General features: G+C 52.1%; 24 protein-coding genes. 4 read left to right on the top strand and 20 right to left on the bottom strand.

The annotated features are described in order from the left end of the window. Positions 1-44: 44 nt before the first annotated feature. Together ET33_RS19420 and ET33_RS19415 are read right to left on the bottom strand one after the other, a co-directional pair. Positions 45-737 carry an LrgB family protein gene (locus tag ET33_RS19420; RefSeq protein WP_036685476.1) on the bottom strand — a complete coding sequence of 231 codons (693 nt, stop codon included), beginning with the start codon at positions 735-737 and terminating at the stop codon, positions 45-47. Further along, positions 724-1,095, bottom strand: a complete 372-nt coding sequence (locus ET33_RS19415; protein WP_036685472.1) for a CidA/LrgA family protein — start codon at positions 1,093-1,095, stop codon at positions 724-726. The genes ET33_RS19420 and ET33_RS19415 overlap by 14 nt, the downstream gene beginning before the upstream one ends. Before the next feature lie 157 nt (positions 1,096-1,252). Between ET33_RS19415 and tlp the strand changes: the two genes are divergently transcribed. Further along, positions 1,253-1,474, top strand: coding sequence for a small acid-soluble spore protein Tlp (gene tlp, locus ET33_RS19410; RefSeq protein ID WP_036685469.1), 222 nt, complete (start codon positions 1,253-1,255; stop codon positions 1,472-1,474). Between the two features lie 105 nt (positions 1,475-1,579). Here the strand turns inward: tlp and rnz are convergent, their stop codons facing one another. Both rnz and metH read right to left on the bottom strand, forming a co-directional pair. Next, complete coding sequence (gene rnz, locus ET33_RS19405; RefSeq protein WP_036685466.1) at positions 1,580-2,548, bottom strand: ribonuclease Z; 969 nt, start codon at positions 2,546-2,548, stop codon at positions 1,580-1,582. Positions 2,549-2,696: 148 nt separating this feature from the next. Further along, complete coding sequence (gene metH, locus ET33_RS19400) at positions 2,697-6,131, bottom strand: methionine synthase (protein ID WP_036685464.1); 3,435 nt, start codon at positions 6,129-6,131, stop codon at positions 2,697-2,699. A gap of 282 nt (positions 6,132-6,413) precedes the next feature. On the opposite strand from metH, the gene ET33_RS19395 reads away from it, so the two are divergent. Next, positions 6,414-6,956, top strand: a complete 543-nt coding sequence (locus tag ET33_RS19395) for a 1,2-dihydroxy-3-keto-5-methylthiopentene dioxygenase (RefSeq protein WP_036685462.1) — start codon at positions 6,414-6,416, stop codon at positions 6,954-6,956. A gap of 171 nt (positions 6,957-7,127) precedes the next feature. Here the strand turns inward: ET33_RS19395 and ET33_RS19390 are convergent, their stop codons facing one another. The 4 genes from ET33_RS19390 to ET33_RS19375 all read right to left on the bottom strand — a co-directional run bounded on the left by ET33_RS19390 (position 7,128) and on the right by ET33_RS19375 (position 9,459). After that, positions 7,128-7,925: an HAD family hydrolase gene (locus ET33_RS19390; protein WP_036685459.1), complete on the bottom strand. Its 798-nt coding sequence runs from the start codon at positions 7,923-7,925 to the stop codon at positions 7,128-7,130. Positions 7,926-7,966: 41 nt separating this feature from the next. Then, complete coding sequence (locus tag ET33_RS19385) at positions 7,967-8,482, bottom strand: hypothetical protein (RefSeq protein WP_200879225.1); 516 nt, start codon at positions 8,480-8,482, stop codon at positions 7,967-7,969. Between the two features lie 258 nt (positions 8,483-8,740). After that, positions 8,741-8,935, bottom strand: a complete 195-nt coding sequence (locus ET33_RS19380; protein WP_036685452.1) for a DUF896 domain-containing protein — start codon at positions 8,933-8,935, stop codon at positions 8,741-8,743. Positions 8,936-9,090: 155 nt separating this feature from the next. Beyond that, entirely contained in the window at positions 9,091-9,459 is a 369-nt protein-coding gene (locus ET33_RS19375; RefSeq protein ID WP_036685449.1) for a LysM peptidoglycan-binding domain-containing protein, read from the bottom strand. Positions 9,460-9,605: 146 nt separating this feature from the next. Here ET33_RS19375 and lexA point away from each other — a divergent pair, with 146 nt between their 5' ends. After that, a complete protein-coding gene (gene lexA / locus ET33_RS19370) occupies positions 9,606-10,226 on the top strand; it encodes a transcriptional repressor LexA (protein ID WP_036685446.1) in 621 nt (206 codons plus the stop codon). A 176-nt stretch (positions 10,227-10,402) separates the two neighbouring features. Here lexA and glnA read toward each other — a convergent pair whose 3' ends face one another. From glnA to ET33_RS19335, 9 genes are all read right to left on the bottom strand, one after another. Then, positions 10,403-11,740: a type I glutamate--ammonia ligase gene (gene glnA / locus ET33_RS19365; RefSeq protein ID WP_036685444.1), complete on the bottom strand. Its 1,338-nt coding sequence runs from the start codon at positions 11,738-11,740 to the stop codon at positions 10,403-10,405. Positions 11,741-11,829: 89 nt separating this feature from the next. Next, entirely contained in the window at positions 11,830-12,243 is a 414-nt protein-coding gene (locus ET33_RS19360) for a MerR family transcriptional regulator (protein WP_010494149.1), read from the bottom strand. Between the two features lie 169 nt (positions 12,244-12,412). Beyond that, the gene (locus ET33_RS19355) at positions 12,413-13,663 is read right to left on the bottom strand and encodes a methionine gamma-lyase family protein (protein WP_036685442.1); all 1,251 of its coding nucleotides are present in this window, start codon (positions 13,661-13,663) and stop codon (positions 12,413-12,415) included. Next, the gene (gene hflX / locus ET33_RS19350) at positions 13,656-14,990 is read right to left on the bottom strand and encodes a GTPase HflX (RefSeq protein ID WP_036685439.1); all 1,335 of its coding nucleotides are present in this window, start codon (positions 14,988-14,990) and stop codon (positions 13,656-13,658) included. The genes ET33_RS19355 and hflX overlap by 8 nt, the downstream gene beginning before the upstream one ends. A gap of 84 nt (positions 14,991-15,074) precedes the next feature. Beyond that, positions 15,075-15,233: a hypothetical protein gene (locus ET33_RS38980; protein ID WP_161783556.1), complete on the bottom strand. Its 159-nt coding sequence runs from the start codon at positions 15,231-15,233 to the stop codon at positions 15,075-15,077. A gap of 110 nt (positions 15,234-15,343) precedes the next feature. Then, a complete protein-coding gene (locus ET33_RS38975; protein ID WP_161783555.1) occupies positions 15,344-15,505 on the bottom strand; it encodes a hypothetical protein in 162 nt (53 codons plus the stop codon). A 27-nt stretch (positions 15,506-15,532) separates the two neighbouring features. Then, on the bottom strand, positions 15,533-16,117 hold the full coding sequence (locus ET33_RS19345) for a GNAT family N-acetyltransferase (protein ID WP_036685436.1): 585 nt from the start codon (positions 16,115-16,117) through the stop codon (positions 15,533-15,535). 266 nt (positions 16,118-16,383) lie between these two features. After that, positions 16,384-17,364, bottom strand: coding sequence for an AAA family ATPase (locus ET33_RS19340; RefSeq protein ID WP_036685432.1), 981 nt, complete (start codon positions 17,362-17,364; stop codon positions 16,384-16,386). Between the two features lie 185 nt (positions 17,365-17,549). Next, a complete protein-coding gene (locus ET33_RS19335; RefSeq protein WP_036685966.1) occupies positions 17,550-18,236 on the bottom strand; it encodes an HAD family hydrolase in 687 nt (228 codons plus the stop codon). Between the two features lie 33 nt (positions 18,237-18,269). Here ET33_RS19335 and ET33_RS19330 point away from each other — a divergent pair, with 33 nt between their 5' ends. Continuing rightward, positions 18,270-18,689, top strand: a complete 420-nt coding sequence (locus tag ET33_RS19330) for a GNAT family N-acetyltransferase (protein WP_161783554.1) — start codon at positions 18,270-18,272, stop codon at positions 18,687-18,689. 79 nt (positions 18,690-18,768) lie between these two features. Here the strand turns inward: ET33_RS19330 and tatA are convergent, their stop codons facing one another. The 3 genes from tatA to ET33_RS19315 all read right to left on the bottom strand — a co-directional run bounded on the left by tatA (position 18,769) and on the right by ET33_RS19315 (position 20,105). After that, positions 18,769-18,963, bottom strand: a complete 195-nt coding sequence (gene tatA, locus ET33_RS19325; protein WP_036685429.1) for a twin-arginine translocase TatA/TatE family subunit — start codon at positions 18,961-18,963, stop codon at positions 18,769-18,771. Between the two features lie 96 nt (positions 18,964-19,059). Next, positions 19,060-19,716 (bottom strand): SanA/YdcF family protein, encoded by a 657-nt coding sequence (locus ET33_RS19320; protein ID WP_036685425.1) that lies wholly within the window; start codon positions 19,714-19,716, stop codon positions 19,060-19,062. Continuing rightward, positions 19,716-20,105 carry a Fos family putative thiol transferase gene (locus ET33_RS19315; RefSeq protein ID WP_036685422.1) on the bottom strand — a complete coding sequence of 130 codons (390 nt, stop codon included), beginning with the start codon at positions 20,103-20,105 and terminating at the stop codon, positions 19,716-19,718. Before ET33_RS19315 ends, ET33_RS19320 begins: the two co-directional genes overlap by 1 nt.

Here is a 20,105-nt window from a genome sequence, read left to right as displayed (position 1 = left end):
AAGCCGTTCGCAGAACGGCTCCTTTCAATAATGAAGTGTAAACGTCACCGCAACCACCAATACAGCGGAATAAACAGCAACGACGTCAAAATCGCCGCAGCGCCCATCGCGAAGCCGCTGACGCTGCCCGCCAGCTCCGAATCGCGGATGATCCGCGCCGTGCCGATACCGTGCGACGAGGTGCCGATGGCGGTCCCGATCGAGATGTCGTCGCGCACGCCCGCCAGCCACAAGAGCCCCGGTCCGAACATGCTTCCGATCAAGCCTGTCAGTACGGTCAGCACGGCGGTTAACTCGGGAATCCCTCCCGCTTGCCGGGAAATCTCAAGCGCAATCGGCGAAGTGACCGACTTGGGCATCATGGTCACAAGCAGCTCTCGGCTGCCTCCGAGCCCCCAGACGAGTCCGGTAGCCAGCAGCAGCGCGCTGATTGAACCCGCGGTGATGCCCGCGGCAATCGGCAATAGGGCATTGCGGATGCGCTGCGCGTTTTTGTACAGTGGGATACCGAGCGCTACCGTCGCGGGACCGAGCAGAAACACAATATAGTCTCCGCCTTTTCGATAGGCTTCGTAAGGCACATTCGTGGAGAGCAGGAAGGCGATCACAAGCGCCGAGCATGTCAGCAGCGGATGAAGCGCTTTCCAACGCTGCTGCAGAACGAGCGCAAACACATAAGCCAGCACCGTCAAAGCGATGCCGAACAGCGGCTGCTCCGTCCATTCACGGAACGTCATGACGACGATCCCCCTCCTTCTGTGAGCCTCCGCCGCCAAAGAGCTTAGCCGTCCAGCCTGTCACGAGCAGCACCCCGAACGTGCTGGCAAACAAGCTGACCAGAATAGTCAATGCCTGCTCCCCAATCCAAGAAAAAAACACCATCGTCCCCACGACAATCGGCGCAAAGAGCAGCAGCATATGCTTGATCAAGAAGCTGCCGGCCTCCTCTACCCATTCCACCTTGACCCACTTAAGAAACAGACTGGCCGTAAACAAAATCAAACCAATGACGTTAGCCGGAAGCGGAAGCTTTAAGCCGAGCTGCAGAATCGTTCCCAGCAAATAAAAACCGAGCAAGATGGCAAAACCACGCATCAGGAGCCGCCTCCCCTCTCCCCCAAAATATCAGCCCATATCCGCTAGTATGCCAAATATGATGCTTTCATGCATATTCCGGCACAGACAGTGGCACCGTAAAGATGGTGCGCTATCCTAGCGCCATACTTTTACAACAAAGGAGTTGGATGGGATTATGGCTAAACCGGACAACCGTGCCGACAATGTGGAGCATTTGCAAAACAGCATCGACCACACGATTGAAAACATGAATGAAGCCGAAGATTATTTGAGCGAGCACGCCGATGAAATCAGCCCGCAGGAACGGGAGCAAATCGAGTCCAAAAACGAACGCCGCCGTGAAAGCTTGGGTGCCTTCCGTTCGGAAATTAAGGACGAGGCCGAAAATCAACAATAATTGCAGCCCTTCAAGAGGGCATGATACAAAAACCTCCGGCTCCTTGCAGACCTATTGTAAGGAACGGAGGTTTTTGTCATAGCGGCGATGCGATACGGACCGCACTTACAGCGGAGCCGCTTCATCTGCGGCCGTCGACGGTTTTCGCGCCGGGATGTCCAAACGAAAATGATCGTGCGCAAGATAAGTTTCATCATGGATGGTACGCGCTTCTTCCCGCAGCCGCTCGACCTCCGCGTCCTGATACCGGGAGCTGATATGGGTCAAAACCAACATTTTGGCCCCTGCTTCTTGAGCAGTACGAGCCGCATCTATTGCTGTGGAATGATCGTATTGCATCGCAAGCTCCTTGCGATCCTCCGCAAAGGTCGCTTCATGCACCAACACATCCGCCTGGCGGGCAAGCGTGATGGCATGTTCGCAAGGCTGGGTATCACCAAGGATCGTCGCGATCCGACCGGGAACCGGAGGACCGATAAAACGGCTGGCTTCAAGCACGGTGCCGTCCTCCAGCGTAACGGCTTCGCCTTTTTTGATTTTGCCGTACAGCGGTCCCGAAGCGATGCCGAGCTCCTTCAGCTTCGCCGCGTCAAGCTTTCCCTTCTGCGGCTTTTCTTCGATCCGGTAGCCGTAGCTGTCGACCCGGTGAACCAGCGGAGCCGCTTTCACGATGAACTGCTCGTCCTCGTACAGCACGAATTCCGCCTTCTCTTCGAACTCCACGATTTTCGTCTGGTAGCCGAGATGGGAATCGCTGATCCGAAGCGCCGTTTCGACAAACTCCCGGATGCCTACCGGCCCGTAAATCGTAAACGGCGTATCCCCCCCTTGATAAGAACGGCTCGACATGAGCCCTGGAAGGCCGTAAATGTGATCACCGTGCAGATGGGTAATAAACAGCTTCTCCAGCTTGCTGATTTTGACCGGCGCCCGTAATATTTGATGCTGCGTCCCTTCCCCGCAATCGAACATCCAATAGACGTTCCGTTCCGCAAGCAGATTTAACATGACGGAGGTGACATTTCGCTCTTTGGAAGGCATACCGGCACCTGTCCCCAGAAAATACAGCTCCAAGCTCCATCAACCCCATTTCTATCGTTCCGGTTGGTAAGAAAACACACACACCTTCGTACTTCGGTGAAAGCAAGCTTTTTCTTGCTTCTTAAACAAAAGAGTGGAGCGACCAAGGCCCCACTCCTTTTATAGCATACCCAAAAAACGGTTATGCGTTGAAATAACGAGCCTGCGGATGCGCAAACACGATAGCCGACACGGATGCCTCCGGCTCCATCATGCTGCCTTCCGTCAATTGAACGCCGATATCCTCCGGCTTCATCAGAGCAAACAGCTGCTGCTGATCGTCGAGGTTCGGACACGCCGGATAGCCGAATGAGAACCGCTGTCCGCGGTACTTGGCTCCGAAGCGCTCCTGCATCGTCATTTCGGCCGGGTCCGGGAAGCCCCAGACGTCACGCATCATTTGGTGTATACGCTCGGCGAACCCTTCGGCAGCCTCGAGAGCCGCCGCTTGAAGCGCATGGGACCGCAGGTAGTCGCCTTTATCCCGCCATTGGGTTGCAAGATCACTGACACCATGTCCTGCCGTCACGACGAGAAAGCCGACGTAATCCATGATTCCGCTGTCTACCGGCTTGAGGTAGTCGGCCAAGCACAAGTACGGCTCCTTCTCCTGCCGCGGGAATGTAAACTTCTGAAGCACCTTCGTATGATCCTCGGGATCGTAAACGAGCACATCGTTGCCGTCCGACTGCGCCGGGAAGAAACGGTACATGCCGTGCGCTTGAAGGATGCCGTTTTTCTGTGCCTCCGCCAACAGCTCGTCAACGGTTTCTTTAAGCTGCATCGCCTTCGGATCTTTGTCGGCCAGCAATTGGTCGATTTTCCCCTTCAAACCAAGATGATGTCCAAGCAGCATCTGCATGTTGATATACGGGATCAGATGGCTTATCGGGTAGTCGCGCAGCACGCGGCGATCCAAGCTCGGCGGCACCTGCACCGGAACGGTCCGGTCCACCGAAGACGTTCTGACGCGGGTCAAAGCCGGCATTTGCTCTTCTTTGCGGCCGGATTCCTTCACGTCGGACTCCATACTGTCCCGAAGCTCCCGTACAAGCTGCTGCCGCTGCTCGGGGTCGCTCAGCTTGTTCGCAATATCCAGCCCGTCCATCGCGTCTTTGGCATATAGTACCAAACCGTCATACTCCGGCGCAATCCGCGTCTTTGTGAACTTCCGGGTCAGCGCCGCGCCGCCCACCATAATCGGCACGTCGATGCCGGCCGTCTTCAAGTCCTGCGCCGTGATGATCATTTGCTGCGCCGATTTGACGAGCAGCCCGGACAGCCCGATCGCATCCGGCCGCTCCTTACGGTAAGCATCGATCAATTGCTCCGGCGGAACTTTAATGCCCAGGTTAATGATCCGATAGCCGTTGTTGGATAAAATGATTTCGACCAAGTTTTTGCCGATATCGTGCACGTCGCCCTTGACCGTGGCCAAAATGATTTTTCCTTTCACGGCACTTTCCGATTTTTCCATGAACGGCTCCAAATAAGCAACGGATGCCTTCATGACCTCGGCGCTTTGCAGCACCTCCGCCACGATCAGCTCGTTATTGTTGAACAGCCTGCCGACTTCCTCCATCCCTTTCATCAGCGGACCGTTAATAATATCGAGCGGTTTGTATTTTTGCAGCGCTACGTCCAAATCCGCGATCAGTCCGTCCTTCGTTCCTTCGACAACGTAAGAGGCCAACCGTTCTTCCAGCGTTAGGTTTGAAATTTTCTCCTTCTTTTCGACCTTCTTCGTGCGGAAATGCGCTACGAATTCGGCCAGCGTTTCGTCGTTCGTATCGTAAATCAGACTTTCGGCAAGACGGCGCTCCTCTTCCGGTATGGATGCATAGCGCTCCAGCTTTTCCGTATTAACGATCGCATAGTCCAATCCGGCTTTCGTACAATGATACAAAAAGACGGCGTTTAACACCTCGCGGCCCGCTTCCGGCAAGCCGAACGACACGTTGCTTAGGCCAAGTATCGTCTCGGTCTCAGGCATCGCTTCTTTAATTAACCGAATTCCTTCGATTGTCTCCTTAGCAGAGCCGATATATTGCTGATCCCCCGTTCCAACAGGAAAAACAAGCGGGTCAAAAATAATATCGTTCGGATGCATGCCATACTTGTTCACCAGCAAATCATGGGATCGCTTAGCTACTTCAAGCTTGTCTGCGGCCGTAATGGCCTGCCCCCGCTCGTCAATCGTGCCGACGACAGCGGCCGCGCCGTATTTATGAATAAGCGGTACGACCTTCTCAAACTTCTCTTCCCCGTCCTCCAGGTTGATCGAGTTGATGATCGCTTTCCCCTGCGAATATTTGAGCCCCAGCTCAATGACCCCATAATCCGTGGAATCGAGCATAAGTGGCACTTTCACTTTTTTAACGACAAGCTCCAGAAACTGCTGCATATCGCTCGTTTCGTCGCGGTCCGGGTCCTGCAGACAGACGTCGATGACATGCGCGCCGCCTTTCACCTGTGCCCGGGCAATCTCGGACGCTTCCTCATACTTGCCTTCGGCAATAAGCCGCTTGAACTTCCGCGATCCGAGAACGTTCGTCCGTTCTCCGACCATGTAAGGGCGGTTCGCGTCTTCAATGTAAACCGTCTCGATACCGGATACCGCGGGCGGATGCTCTCCCCGGTGACCGCGCGGTTGGTACTGGCCGAGCATTTCGGCCATTGCGCGGATATGATCCGGCGTCGTACCGCAGCAGCCGCCGGCAATGTTCAGCCAGCCCTGCTCGGCAAAGCCTGCCAGCTTCTTGGCGAGCGATTCCGGCGATTCGTGGTACTCTCCGTTCTCGTCCGGAAGACCGGCATTCGGATAGCAGCTTACCGCCGTCCCTGCAATATCGGCCAGCGTTCGGATATGGTCACGCATAAACTCCGGTCCGGTAGCGCAGTTCAATCCGACCGAAATCGGTTCGAGATGCTCAAGCGATATATAGAACGATTCGATATTTTGACCTGCCAGCGTCGTGCCCATCGGCTCGATTGTACCGGAAATCATGAGCGGAAGCTTGCGGCCTTCCGTCTCAAACGCTTTGCGAATGCCTATGCTGCCGGCTTTGACGTTCAACGTATCCTGCGACGTTTCGAGCAGCAGCGCGTCCACGCCTGCCTCCATCAACGCAAGCGCCTGTTCGTAGTAGCTGTCCACGAGCTCGTCGAAGGTAACTCCGCCGGTTACGGAAAGCGTCTTCGTCGTCGGCCCCATCGCACCGATAACGTATCTGGGCCATTCCGGCGTACTGTATTTTTCAGCCGCTTCGACGGCTAGCTTGGCCGCTGCAAGGTTAAGCTCCCGCGTGCGGTCCTGCAGATCATATTCTGCCAGTACGACGCTTGTTGCGCCGAACGTATTCGTCTCTACCATATCGGCACCGGCCGCAAAATACGCTTCATGGATTTTACGGATGACGTCAGGCCGGGTTACCACCAAAATTTCGTTGCAGCCATCCAATTCGTCGCCGCCGAAATCGTCTGCGGTTAAATTCTCCTGTTGGATCATCGTTCCCATGGCACCGTCTAAAATCATAATTTTTTTCTGTAATTGATCCTGTAGTAAAGGCTTGCTCATCCGTGATCCCCTTTCACCCTGCCGCCCCGCTCCGTTGTGTATTGGGGTCGGATACTCATGCAGCCGATCTATGATTCTCGCACCGTACTGCTCATGATACTCACAAATTATGTAACCTTAAGTGTAACAGAAACGATACATGTTGAAAAGCAATTGTGACAAAATTCAGCACTTATCTAATGAATCCTATCGGATTTATATACATTATACATCGACAGATGCGTCCCCTTCCACTATAATAAGAAGCAGAAGTTACGAATTCAAGATGGAAGAGGGAGAACAATGGCAGAAATTCGCATTCGCAACACCAACGAGCGCATCTCGGGCGAAGCCAACGTAAAAGCATTTTTAGATAAGCAAGAGGTGCTTTATGAGCATTGGAACGCCACTAAGCTGCCTGTAGAGCTTCAAGGGAAGTTTTCGTTGACGGACGAGGAAAAATCGCAGATTTTGGCTACCTTCGATGAAGAAATCCGCGATCTGGCTAGCCGCCGCGGTTACCAGACTTGGGACATCGTCGCGCTGTCCGACGCCACCCCGAATTTGGATGAACTGCTCAAAAAATTCGAACAGGTGCACACGCATACGGAAGACGAAGTTCGCGCCATCACGGCCGGCAAAGGAATTTTCATCATTAAAGGGACAGACGATGTCGGTTATTTTGACGTTGAACTGGAAGCTGGCGACGTGATCTCGGTTCCGGAGCATAAGCCGCACTTCTTCACCTTGATGGAAAACCGTCAAATCGTAGCTGTCCGTCTTTTCATCGAAACCGAGGGCTGGATCGCACATCCGTTCGAAGATCCGACTTTCCAAAAAGCGTAAGCGGAACTTTTAAATAAATGAACATTCAGGCAGCAGGCCCCTTGTCCAAGGCGGCTTGCTTTATTATTTACAATGAAAAACCCGCCATATATATGACGGGTTTTTCGGCTAGGCAAAATGAGTGCTGATTGCACATAAGCTCATAGATAAAGGTACAACTCCGTTTAGATCCTAAGCTTCCAAGGAATCAATAATCTTCTGAATATCCCGGAGGCTCGTAATTTCGTGCGCCGGAGTAATCTCGTCCGATACCGAGAGCCCATGGCGGTTAATCCACATATTTCGCATCCCGATCGAGTTGGAGCCCAAAATATCCGTCGTCAGCTTGTCGCCGATCATGACGCCTTCCTCGGCCGAAATGCCGAGCAGCTGCATCGCATGCTCGAAAATCGATACCGCAGGCTTTCCTTCGCCAAACTCGCCAGAAATAATAATATGATCGAAATAAGGAGCAAGCTGCGGGACGCCCGCCAATTTCTCTTTTTGCAGATCGGGCGAGCCGTTCGTAAGCAAGAGCAGCTTGTACTTCCCTTTCAGTTGATCCAACACCTCGAACGTTTCTTCATAAACGATCGGACGGTTTCTTCGCTCAGCCGGAAACATCTCCGCTAGCTTCAGTCCCAGCTCGGGATCTTCTATCCCGAGAGCCTTTAAGCCACGGGTCCACGAATCCCGCTGATAGGCCGGGGCCAACGATTGAAGCTTGCGGAACTCTTCCTGTTCGCCTTCGACAAACCGGGCCCACAGCCCTTCAAACGGGTTAATTCCGATTTTTTTGGTAAACAGGAACGTCTCGAACGATTCGTACAGTGTCCGGGCTTCGCGTCTTACCGCTTCCTCAAGCTGGGCAGGATCGATCTCGTAATGCTTGGCGGCCTCGCTGCAAGTCGCCTGAAACGCTTCTTTCACGCTGCGCTCGTCCCAGAGCAGCGTATCGTCCAAATCAAAAAGCACCGCTTTGATTGCCATAAGCCGGATTCCTCTTTCTCCACTGTGATGTCGGTTCTGTCTTAAGATTCTTGCTTAAATGCCACTTGATTTTTTTGAGCAAACTCTTGAAGCTTCTCCCTCGCCGCATCTACGGGGAATTGATGATAAAATTTCGTGTATCCCCAGCGGGCGCCTTTCGGCTTTAAGGTAATAAAGATCGAATCCTTCGTCACGGAAATTTCGTCGATCATATCCGCACTCATGGTCCGGTCTCCGCCGAAACGACGGGAAGTAAGCGAATCCTGGCCTATTTTCAACAGCGGCCGACGGACCCAATAAATCAACAGGGCAAGGAATATGTAGCTCGCACCCGTGAACCAGTACATCTGATCTTGTCCCGCTTGACCGCGGAATATAATGAAGCAGAAGATCCCGGTGGCGACCAATATCATTGGAAGGAACCAGCTGCGTCCTTTAAAGGTGACCGAATTGTCGGAAGCGCTTGATTCTGCAATCGTTTCCTTGCCGTTCTTTTTGCGCTGAATGTTAGTTACTTTCGTATTTTTGCGAACCATTCGTTGCCATTTCCGTGACATAGCTGAGCCCCTTTGTCCATTCTTTCTACTTTCCGTTAACTCGCCGTTCCCGATCGATTTCGTCAACCGATACGTCTAAATACGTCAAAAAGTTGGAGCATCCAATACACCGCGCTTTTCCAGCGGCTACTAGATCATCCAACGTACAGTGCGTATCTCAATTGGATTTTAACTCCAATCCCGGACTTGACCTCTGAAACAGTTTATGTCGTTCCGGCGCCCGGAAACGCTGTATCAGTGAAGCAAGTCCCCTCCTCCTTACTTCTTCTCGTCCTCATCTACAAATTTAATGTTGTCCAGTTGAGAACGCAAGGAGGATTTAAAAGAATCGATATACTTTTTCCTAAGTGCGTTGCGCTCATCCATTTCTTCTTCCGTCAATCCTTCGTCTTTCGCCTTGCGGGCCAACTCGTTGATCCGCTTAACGGTTATGTCGTGCTCCGATTCAATCATGCTTGTCCTCCCGGTAATGTTAGGTCTCCGTTCGCTAATCCACGAACGAGAAGGCTTCATATCAAATTATACTTTGACATTACCGGATTTGAAAGTCAAGAGATTGAGCCGAAGCCTTGCGGAAGAAATTCAGGAAAAGTTAAAAAGGTTATGTATTATGGAAGCAGCAGCTTTTGCCCTTCGTGAATGGTTACGTTCTTCAAATTGTTCAACTTCCTTAGCTGAAAGACGTACTCTCTCAGATCTTGTCCTTTTGTCACATGCGAAGAAGCAATACTCCACAACGTATCGCCGTGGGCTACAACTACGTATGCTTGAGCGGATACGGTGCTTTTGGCATAAGCGTCATCGTTTCCTACCCAAGCGGATACGGTACCTCCGACAAAGAGCAGCATCAGTACTGATATAACAAAAATCATAACTCGTACATATGTTCGGTTTTTTTTCACTTTGTAAGCGGGATCTATGGAGACGGCAGCCGAATTACGGTTGTATTGTGCCAACATTTGATTGTTCTGATACATGAATATCATCCCCCAAACATTTGTTCTGTTCTGAATTTAACACGAACAAACGTTTGTGTCAATCCATTTCTCGAACTTATGTTTGTACGAACTCCGGTTCTGTGTTATACTCCTAAGTAATGATTACCAAAAATGGAGTGATTCATATGGGCAAGATATCCACTCGCCAGCAAGCTATTCTGGAGTTCATCAAGAACGAGGTCAAAGATAAAGGGTATCCTCCGTCCGTTCGGGAAATCGGCGAAGCGGTCGGTCTTGCTTCCAGTTCGACGGTACACGGTCATTTGGAGCGGCTGGAAAAGAAAGGGCTGATCCGGCGCGATCCTACGAAGCCCAGAGCCATTGAGATTTTGGACGGTACGACCGGCGACGGCGCATTCGCAGTATCGGTTTCCCGCGTTCCGTTGATCGGACGGGTTACGGCCGGCGTACCGATTACCGCGACAGAGAACATTGAAGACTACTTCCCGCTTCCGAGCAACTACGTTGGGGACCATAACGTCTTCATGTTGAGCGTCATCGGCGAGAGTATGATCGAGGCGGGCATTCGCAACGGAGACTTTGTCATCGTTCGCCAGCAGCAAACGGCTAACAACGGCGAGATTGTGGTCGCTATGACCGAGGACGACGAAGCGACAGTCAAAACGTTCTATAAAGAAAAGGACCATATCCGTCTTCAACCGGAAAACCCGACAATGGAGCCGCTCCGACTGAAGAACGTATCGATCCTCGGTAAAGTCATCGGCGTATTCCGCAATATTCATTAATTTCGTTCCGATGTAACCAGAATCAAGACTCCTGATGAAGGAGTCTTTTTTGCTGTCATCCTCTGAGTGTCCGAGCTTGAAATCTCCTTTCAAATCCAAGTCAGCTTTTACATGCACAAAAGCCTCTCATCATGGCTTCACCATCATGAGAGGCTGCTGCTAATGCCTGCTAATTATTAATAAAGGGTCAAATACTGGTCGCGTTCCCAAGCGTGAACTTGAGTCCGGTAGATGTCCCACTCGATTTCCTTGAGCTCGACGAAGTGCGCGAGAGCATGATCGCCGAGCGCATCGCAGATCACATCGTCGCGAAGCAGCTCATCAATCGCTTGCTTCAAGTCAACCGGCAAGCTTGGGATACCCTGCTCTTCCCGCTCCTCATCAGACATCACATAGATGTTCCGATCAGTCGGAGGCGGCAGCTGCATTTTGTTCTTGATGCCGTCGAGCCCTGCTTTAAGCATAACGGCGAGCGCAAGATATGGGTTGGCCGCCGGGTCCGGGTTACGCACTTCCACGCGCGTGCTAAGACCGCGTGAAGCCGGAATGCGGATCATCGGGCTGCGGTTGCTGGCCGACCACGCTACGTAGCAAGGCGCCTCATAGCCTGGCACCAGACGTTTGTAGGAGTTGACCGTCGGATTCGTAATGGCCGCAAAAGCGCGGGCATGACGCAAAATTCCTGCCATGTATTGTCTGGCCAACGTGCTCAGACCCAGCTTGTCGCTTTCCTCGTAGAACGCATTCTCTTTGCCGCGGAACAGCGATTGGTGGCAGTGCATTCCGGAGCCGTTCACGCCGAACAGCGGTTTCGGCATAAAGGTGGCATGCAAGCCATGCTGTCTTGCGATCGTTTTGACAACGAGCTTGAACGTTTGAATCTGGTCGGCCGCTTTGATGGCGTCCGCATATTTAAAGTCGATTTCGTGCTGACCCGGAGCCACCTCGTGGTGAGACGCCTCGATTTCGAAGCCCATCTCCTCCAGCGTCAGTACGATTTCGCGGCGGCAGTTTTCTCCCAAGTCCGTCGGTGCGAGATCGAAATAACCGCCTTGATCGTTCAATTCCATCGTCGGATTGCCTTTTTCATCGGTTTTGAACAAGAAAAACTCTGGCTCCGGACCGACATTCATCGAACTGAAGCCCATTTCCTCGGCTTCCTTCAGCATCGATTTCAGAATGCCGCGCGGATCGCCCGGGAACGGCCGGCCGTCCGGCAGGTACACATCGCAAATCATACGGGCAACACGGTCTTCCGTCACCCATGGAAAAACGACCCAAGTATTCAGATCCGGGTATAAGTACATATCGGATTCTTCGATACGAACGTAGCCTTCGATGGAAGAACCGTCGAACATCATTTTGTTGTCGAGAGCTTTCTCCAGCTGACTTACAGGGATTTCCACATTTTTGATCGTACCGAGCAGGTCGGTAAATTGCAGGCGGATGAATCTTACATTTTCTTCCTTGGCGATGCGCAGAATGTCTTCCTTGGTGTATTGTTTATCCGTCACTGTACAATCTCCTCCTTAAACTATGGGACAAATTAACGGAGCGATGTCCGGATCGCGAAAGCGCTACCGGAACAGGCCCCGGCACAGCATTACTTGCGGAAAAAGCGGGATAATTCGCCCTGAATCAGCGATACCTGATTCGGACGCTTGCCGCCGCCCAACAGCTGCTGCTTTAGCATTCTGTGCAGCTGCGTATCGGTCAGCTCCCGGCGCTTAACCTCGGTCTGCTCGTTCAAGACGGTCGCTTCCTCGGAGTTTTTGTCGACCGGCAGCAGCACCTGCTTAATTCCAGCAATGTTGACTCCCTTTTCGATCAAATCTTTAATCTCAAGCAGCCTCTCGACGTCGTTGAACGAATACAACCGCTGGTTACCTCCCGTTCGGGCCGGAATTACAAGCTCGTGCTGTTCGTAGTACCGGATTTGCCGAGCGGTTAAATCGGTCAGCTTCATTACGATGCCGATGGGAAAAAGCGCCATATTCCTGCGGATATCATCACTCATGACCATCACTCCTAAGCACTTAGAACCTTACCGCTATTGTAACCTCGTTCAAAAAACGTGTCAAGTTATGTAAGGTTTTCGCCTTATGTCAACCCATATTACAGTATATTTTCTCACAAAAAACACGCGGATGACCTGCACCCGCGCATCGAATTACAGACAAACGATGTTATGACAGCAGTCCGCGGTCCATCATATTTTGGATCGCGGTCAGCACGCCCATTTTGCAATGCGAATACGTTAACCCGCCTTGCATATAGGCGATGTACGGCTCCCGGATCGGCGCATCCGCCGAAAGCTCCAGACTCCCTCCCTGGATGAACGTGCCTGCAGCCATAATGACCGGATGCTCGTACCCCGGCATGTCCCAAGGCTCCGGAACGACATGAGCATCGACCGCAGCCGCCTGTTGAATCCCCTGTACGAAAGCGATCAAATGCTCCGGCCCCGTGAATTGAACCGCCTGAATCAGATCCGTTCGCGGATCGTTCCAGCGCGGATGCGTCGTGAACCCAAGCTGCTCGAACACCGATGCGGCGAATACCGATCCCTTGACGGCCTGCCCGACCAGATGAGGCGCCAGAAACAGCCCTTGGAAAATAGCCCGGGTCGTCCCCAGCATGGCGCCCACCTCGCCACCGATACCGGGTGCCGTTAAGCGATAAGAAGCCAGCTCCACGTAACGGCTCTTGCCCGCAATGTAGCCTCCCGTAGCCGCAAGGCCGCCGCCGGGATTTTTGATCAGCGACCCAGCCATCAAGTCGACACCGACCTCTGTCGGTTCGGTCAGCTCTGTAAATTCCCCGTAGCAGTTGTCGACAAATACAATGACGTCCGGCTTGATTTCTTTGACGAACCGCACCATCTCTCCGATTTGGGCTATGGTGAACGACGGACGCCAAGCGTATCCGCGGGAACGTTGAATGCCGATCACCTTTGTCCGAGGTGTAATACGCTCCGCAACCGCGGCAAAATCCGGGGACCCGTCCTCCAGCAACGCGACCTCCTGGTAAGCAATGCCCCAATCCTGAAGCGAGCCTTGCCCGTCTCCCGGCTTGCCGATCACTTTATGCAGCGTATCGTAGGGCCGTCCGGTCATCATGAGCAGCTCGTCTCCCGGACGAAGCACCCCGAAGAGCGCCGTGCCGATCGTATGCGTTCCCGAAACGAAATGCGGCCGGACAAGCGCGGCCTCGGCGCCGAACACGTCGGCGTACACCAGATCGAGCACTTCCCGTCCCCGGTCGTTATAACCGTAGCCTGTCGAGCCCGCAAAATGATAATCACTCACTTTATGCTTCTGAAAAGCGCGAATGACCTTCCATTGGTTCCGGTCGATCACGCGGTCGATCTCTTTCAATTTCCCTTCGATTTGCAGCTCGGCCTGCTCCATCAGGCCAAGTACCTTCTCCTTAAACATCCTCCCATGTCTCTCCCTTAGGTTCCTCTTGCGTTGGGCGCGCTTCATCGTAAGCGGCGAGCAGGTAACCAATTTTGTCGTATTCTTTGTTGTTCACCCGGACCTTAAACCGCATATCTTCCCCATCCACTTCATTTTCCAGCACCTCGCCCACCCGATAAACGAGCGAGATCAGATCGCCTTTGTCTGCCGGTATGCGGTAGGTTCGGCTTGTGCCCATGAAACGGGATTCGATCAGCTCAACGAGGAGGCTTAAGTCTTCTTCCCGGTAAGCCGAGATGCGGACAAACGGCCCGTCGGTCGTCAGCAGCTCTTTCTGCTCAGGGGAACAGAGGTCGATTTTATTAAACACCGTCACACGTTCTTTGCCGTGCGCCCCCAGTTCTTCCAATACTTGATCGACGACCTTCATTTGCGCGGCCATCATCTCGGACGAGCTGTCGACGACTTGGAGAATCAAATCCGCCTCGCAAGCCTCCTCCAGCGTCGCCCTGAAGGCCGCGACCAGATCGTGAGGCAGATTTTGAATAAACCCGACCGTATCGGTGACGACGATCTCCATGCCGCCCGGCAGCTCAAGCGAGCGCGAAGTCAGATCGAGGGTCGCAAACAGCTGGTTCTCGACATAAACGTCGGCATGGGTCAATTGCCGCAGCAAAGTGGATTTTCCGGCGTTCGTATAACCGACCAATGCCACTTGAAACACGCCGGTCTTTTTGCGGCGCTCCCGGTGCAGGCTGCGGTGTCTGACTACCTCTTGCAGCTGCCGCTTCAGCTCTGCGATTCGCTCGCGGATATGACGGCGGTCCGTCTCCAGCTTCGTTTCCCCGGGCCCCCGCGTCCCGATGCCGCCTCCGAGACGGGACAAGTTTTTGCCTTGTCCGTACAGCCTCGGCAGCAGGTAGCTGAGCTGGGCAAGCTCGACTTGAATGATCCCTTCCCGCGTCTTCGCCCGTTGCGCGAAAATGTCCAGAATGAGCTGCGTTCGGTCGATAATTTTGACATCCAAAAACTGCTCGAGATTGCGTACCTGCGCGCCGGACAGCTCCTGATCGAAAATGGCGGTATTGCCGCCGGTCTGCTCCAGCATCGCTTTCAGCTCTTCGGCTTTGCCTTTGCCAATGAACCATTTGGAGTCGGTATACTCCTTATTTTGCGTCAGCGTGCCGAGCACCTCGACCTGGGCCGTTTCGGCCAAGCTGATCAGTTCCGCGAGCGAATGGTCGGGATCGTACAGCTCTTGTTTTTTAAGCTGCGGCGTGACCAGACTTACCAGCACCGCACGGTCTTGAATTTCTCCTGTTACTTCGTGAATCGTTTTTTTCATATACGTTTAGTTATCTCCTTTGGGGTTTTGCGCTCCAGCCTCCGAGGGCTGGGGATTGGACTGGCCGAGGTGAAGCACCGCATGCTACTTGCGCATCTCCTTGTCGGCTTTTTCCTCTCGACCACCAAATTTTAAACCAATTTCAATTTCATCTTCAAGGAATAAAACTTTTTCTATTAATATTTGAACAATGTTCTTCTCAAAAAAGCGCGCAGCCAGTTTAAGGCTTACCTTCCCTTTCATTTTAATTCTAATGATCTTTTTGGGGTTTTATACTCAGACGCTCTCCCGCTGCCGCTTTTTTGTGGTATCCTGCGCTCTTGTATAATAGCTCTTCATGATGATTCCCAGAGTTAAGCATGATACTTACCGGCAGGCGCATCAAGCACCCATTCCAAAATTTCAATCTTTGCTTTAATTTCGTTTATTTCATTTTCGTTGTGCGCTTTATCCAATCGTTGTATCATTTGTTCCAATTGGATAATCATACGTTTAATTTGATCTTCGGATCTCATGAACCAAACCTCCAAAGCTGTAGTAAATTAGACTCCGTCGTTGAATCGATCCGGCATATGCAGCTTCCGAAATTCGTGATCCAATATGCTCATGGTTATCGCATCGTGATATTGATGATTCCAATATAAGCAGTCCCTTTGAACTCCTTCTCTTTTGAAGCCCAGCTTCTCGTAGACATGAATCGCTCTATCGTTAAAAGCGTAGACACTCAGTTCGACCCTATGCAAATTCAATGTCCCGAAAGCATGATGCAGCATGAGAAGCATCGCTTCCGTGCCGTGGCCTTTCCCTTGATTGGCTTGGCCCGCTATGGCAATCCGGATGTTCGCACTCCGGTTTATCGGATCAATGTCATTCAGCACTACTTCTCCCACAAGACGATCTGTCGCTTGGGAAATAATCATGAGGTCCACACGGCTTGAATCAAGCTTTGAGATATTTTCAATCCAACTGGCTGCCGTTTGTTTCGAAAACACTTTCTGGCTTCCCGTAAACCTGCTCGTTGTCGGATCGGACAAGTAAACATAATAATCATCCAGATCATCTATTTCGATAGGCCTCAAGTAAATTTGTTTACCATCCAAAATTTTGACTGCACCTTGTTTTCCCATGCCTGCGTCTTCCTCCTTAACGAATAGGTATACCATATTCCTATTTATTACCCGGCCTTCGACTCAGTTCCCCTGTTCCTTCCAATCAAAATATATTTACACTTATTCAAAAGAATCAACCCGATTTTACCATAGAAACAAATGTAACGCACAATTCACCTGACGAACCGCTTCAGCTTTTTTGACTCATTGGAGAGCTGGTCCCTTTTTAGCACAAAAAAAAGAGGCATGAAGCCTCACCTTTGCTTTGAAAGCGCAGCATTCCGCTACGATGGTTTCAGGTTAAAATAGGACTCTTCCTCTGTTTTGCCGTTAATATAAAAATCCTCATGCGTCAGATTTATCAGGTCCTGCTTTGTTAGTTTTCTTGCCCTTCGAACTAGCCTTACAGCCTGAAACCTGATTGCTTTTTCAATCAGATTCCTAATGTGACGGGCGTTGCTGAAGTTCAGATTCAATAACTTTTCTTGCATCAAATGGTTCTTGATTTTATGGATTGCTTCAGGAAGAATAACATATTCCCGTTCGGCCGCCATTTGCTTCGCGATCTCGATCAATTGGTCTATCGTATAGTCGGGAAAATTAACCTGAATCGGAAAACGGGAAGGCAGGCCGGGATTCGTCTTTAAAAAATCCTCAATCTCTTTAGGGTAACCGGCCAAAATAAGAATAAAATCATTCTTATGATCCTCCATGGATTTTACTAAGCAATCGATACTTTCTTTGCCAAAGTCTTTATCTCCGCCCCGAGCCAGACTGTATGCCTCGTCAATGAACAAGATGCCGCCGAGCGCTTTTTTGACCATTTCTCTCGTCTTCAAGGCAGTATGGCCGATGTATTCGCCAACCAAGTCCGCTCTTTCCACTTCAATCAGATGTCCTTTGGAGAGCAGCCCCATAGATCTGAACAGCTTCCCGATAATTCTGGCTACACTTGTCTTTCCCGTACCGGGGTTTCCTTTGAAGATCATATGATATACGTTGGAGCTAACCTGGAGCCCCTCTTGAGAGCGAAATTGCTTGATTTGTAAAATCGCATAAATTTGAAAAACAAGCTCTTTGATCTCGTCCAAGCCGATCATCTTGTCCAGTTCTTTGTAGATATCCGAAAATGCTTCCATGGCTTGCATGACGTCTTTTGAATCAACTTTTTCCTGCACGGCGAGCGGCTCAGGAGAAGTTGACTTGAAAACAACATTGATTTGTCGGTCTCTCGTAGTAATGAGCCTGTTTGTCTCTGGAGTCATTTCATCACCTTCCCCTACCCTAATTAATAGTCGGCCGGAGGAAAATTTATAACTCCCTGAAGCAAACTAATGTCGTGCTAGAGCCAACCTGTCTCTCGAAGAGCGGCAGCCTTGATCAGAAACGTTTCAACGTCATGTTCATCGTGCAGAATATGGACCCGCCGGCTTGCTGAAAGTCGATTCCGTCAAGCCCGCTGCTGACGATCCGAAGAGCGGTCGTTTAACCGTCCGATCAACTCTTTTAATTCCATTTGCTCCATGGAATCCAGCCGCATATCATATGGGCCAAACTCTAGCCGCACCGTCACGGGATTCGGAACGATGACGCCGTGCATTCCTGCCCGTTTCGCAGCTAAAAGGCCGTTCGGCGAATCCTCGAATGCTACCGCTTCCTCCGGCGCTACTCCCAGCTCCTTCAGCACCAGCCGATACAGCTCGGGATCAGGCTTCACCTGCGCTACGTCATCGGACGTGCGAATACATTCAAAGAAGGACAACAGACCAAACCGCTCCAAATGTCCCGTCACCCATGCTCTGGAGGAGCTGGAAGCGAGTCCAATCCGCAGCCCGAGCTGCTGCGCTTGCTTCAAGTACGCCCGAACACCGGGTCGAACATCGGCGCCTTGCATGTTCAACTCATAGAACGCTTTACGCTGGGCCCTGGCCACTTCCCGATCGTACGCCGTTCCGAGGCGCTTTTCCAGATCATCGTAAGGATTGAACGCCCCCGGCCCCGTTCCGATACAGGCTCCCCACACCTCCAAGGTCAGCTCGCTTCCATGCATGCGGTACATCTCACGGAACGATTCAAATTCCGGAGTCTCCGTGTCCAAAATGAGACCGTCAAAGTCAAAAATAACCGCTTTAATCATCGTCCTGCCCCTTTCTTTTCCCGTTGTAAAAAAATGCTGCGCGCCGTTATCCAACCGTCGCATGACGCCTCTTGGCTTGAGCATTTTTTGGCACTGGAAGGCTTCGCCCCCGAGCTCTCGGAATTTTACGATAACCTCTTCTCCCGAATCGAGGCCCCAACCGCCTATGTAAGCATTATGGAATGCGACCAATACGTCGGGATGGGAACGGCCGTCGCTGAAGACGGATGGTCCGGCTTCATCAATATCGTCGTTCATCCGCACCATCGCGGTCAAGGCATCGGCAAGCGCATCGTTCACGAGTTGGCGCGTTGGAGCCGGGATCAAGGAGCGGACCGCTTATATTTGCAGGTGATCGCGGACAATGCCCCGGCCATCCGGCTTTACTCGGGAGCGGGCTATGAGAAGCTTTTCGCCTATCATTATCGTACGAAGCCAATGGACAACCACTAGCGCGTAAAAGGGCTACGAAAAAACTCCCTCTATTCCAGGCTCAGAACGAGCATATGGTAGAGGGAGTTTGCGCCGGCACTCAGGCTTTTTTATCGTCCCGCGGCTTGTTATCGTCTTTATCCCCGGACATGAGTCCGCGGGTCGATTCCTTGAATTCACTAAGCGTCCGACCGAAGGCTCTTCCGAGTTCAGGGAGCTTGGACGGACCGAAAAGCAGCAGCAGCACGATGACAATCAGAAGAAGTCCTCCGATACCGATGTTTCCGAAAGGCAATGCAATCAACTCCTTCGCGCCTGAAGATCGTAACCTTCATTATACCAACTTGTCCCCGGAAAATAAACCGCTTCCGCCTTACATTCCCCTCCAAACTCAGGTGATTGGCCGGTATCCAAAGGCGGCCCGCATCTTGTCCCACTGCCATTTCGTCAACGCGAGCGTTTCCCTGCCCTTGTGCCAAGCCATCGAAAGCACGCTGGATTCCATCGGCGATACGGAAGGAGAATCGTAGCCCAGGAATCGCGCCATATCGAGCGCACGCACCGCATGATAGCGGTGCGTGACAATAACCGCCGAACTCCAGCCGTGTTCCCGCATGATCGTTTGGCTGAACAGCATATTTTGCAGCGTGCTGCGCGCTTCGTTTTCCAAATAAATGGATTCGTTCGGTACTCCTTTGTCCACCAAGTAGTTGCGCATCCCTTCCGCCTCCGTAAGCAGCGAATCGGTACGGTCGTAGCCTCCGGACACGATGATGCGGGGGATGACACCGGCCTGGTACAGCTCGACCGCACGGTCTAACCGTTCCTTTAACGCCGGACTCGGCGTCGTTTGCCATAAGGCCGCTCCGAGCACGATTCCTACGTCGTGCGGTGGCAGTTTCTCGTCCGGCAGCGCAGCTATCCGCCATTGAATGAAGCCGACCCATAAAAGCGCCAAAGCGCCCACGGCTAACATGAATCGAAAAAGCTTGCTAACGGTGCGGCGAAGCCCTGGCGCAATCGGCTTTACGCAGCTCACCCCGGCCATCAGGACCACCCCTTCATACGTTCCGCTAAACTACCCGTAAACAGCTCCAGCTCGGTACCGTCCGGATCGAGAAAGTTAATGCTGTACCCGCCTCCCCGCTCCAGCGGCCCCCTAACAATGGGAACACCCGCCCCCTGCAGCTTGGCCGCCGCGTCATGGAAATCTTCTTCCGTTATGGAAAATGCAATATGGTCAACGCCATAACTCGGCTTCTCCGAAGACTCGCAGCTTCGTTCGATTAAACATATCCAGACGCTTCCCCATTCCAAATAAACGTCGAGACGCCCGCGATGAACGAGCTTCATACCCAGCAATGATTCGTAAAATAACAACGATCGGGACAAATCGGATACGCGGATTGTCACATGATTGAACCCTGTAGCTTTCAA

The organism is Paenibacillus tyrphae (genome assembly GCF_000722545.1).
GTDB lineage: Bacteria > Bacillota > Bacilli > Paenibacillales > NBRC-103111 > Paenibacillus_G > Paenibacillus_G tyrfis.
This window is presented reverse-complemented; position numbering and strand designations above follow the sequence as displayed.

Coding starts and splice junctions, on each gene's coding strand:
- ET33_RS19390 (WP_036685459.1), bottom strand. CDS start 7,925: ATGGCAATCAAAGCGGTGCTTTTTGATTTGGACGATACGCTGCTCTGG.
- tlp (WP_036685469.1), top strand. CDS start 1,253: ATGGCTAAACCGGACAACCGTGCCGACAATGTGGAGCATTTGCAAAAC.
- ET33_RS19335 (WP_036685966.1), bottom strand. CDS start 18,236: ATGATTAAAGCGGTTATTTTTGACTTTGACGGTCTCATTTTGGACACG.
- ET33_RS19320 (WP_036685425.1), bottom strand. CDS start 19,716: ATGGCCGGGGTGAGCTGCGTAAAGCCGATTGCGCCAGGGCTTCGCCGC.
- ET33_RS19420 (WP_036685476.1), bottom strand. CDS start 737: ATGACGTTCCGTGAATGGACGGAGCAGCCGCTGTTCGGCATCGCTTTG.
- ET33_RS19345 (WP_036685436.1), bottom strand. CDS start 16,117: ATGGGAAAACAAGGTGCAGTCAAAATTTTGGATGGTAAACAAATTTAC.
- ET33_RS19385 (WP_200879225.1), bottom strand. CDS start 8,482: ATGTCACGGAAATGGCAACGAATGGTTCGCAAAAATACGAAAGTAACT.
- ET33_RS19380 (WP_036685452.1), bottom strand. CDS start 8,935: ATGATTGAATCGGAGCACGACATAACCGTTAAGCGGATCAACGAGTTG.
- ET33_RS19355 (WP_036685442.1), bottom strand. CDS start 13,663: ATGTTTAAGGAGAAGGTACTTGGCCTGATGGAGCAGGCCGAGCTGCAA.
- ET33_RS19330 (WP_161783554.1), top strand. CDS start 18,270: ATGCTGCGCGCCGTTATCCAACCGTCGCATGACGCCTCTTGGCTTGAG.
- ET33_RS19340 (WP_036685432.1), bottom strand. CDS start 17,364: ATGACTCCAGAGACAAACAGGCTCATTACTACGAGAGACCGACAAATC.
- ET33_RS19375 (WP_036685449.1), bottom strand. CDS start 9,459: ATGTATCAGAACAATCAAATGTTGGCACAATACAACCGTAATTCGGCT.
- ET33_RS19360 (WP_010494149.1), bottom strand. CDS start 12,243: ATGAGTGATGATATCCGCAGGAATATGGCGCTTTTTCCCATCGGCATC.
- hflX (WP_036685439.1), bottom strand. CDS start 14,990: ATGAAAAAAACGATTCACGAAGTAACAGGAGAAATTCAAGACCGTGCG.
- lexA (WP_036685446.1), top strand. CDS start 9,606: ATGGGCAAGATATCCACTCGCCAGCAAGCTATTCTGGAGTTCATCAAG.
- ET33_RS38980 (WP_161783556.1), bottom strand. CDS start 15,233: ATGAAAGGGAAGGTAAGCCTTAAACTGGCTGCGCGCTTTTTTGAGAAG.
- ET33_RS38975 (WP_161783555.1), bottom strand. CDS start 15,505: ATGAGATCCGAAGATCAAATTAAACGTATGATTATCCAATTGGAACAA.
- ET33_RS19395 (WP_036685462.1), top strand. CDS start 6,414: ATGGCAGAAATTCGCATTCGCAACACCAACGAGCGCATCTCGGGCGAA.
- ET33_RS19415 (WP_036685472.1), bottom strand. CDS start 1,095: ATGCGTGGTTTTGCCATCTTGCTCGGTTTTTATTTGCTGGGAACGATT.
- metH (WP_036685464.1), bottom strand. CDS start 6,131: ATGAGCAAGCCTTTACTACAGGATCAATTACAGAAAAAAATTATGATT.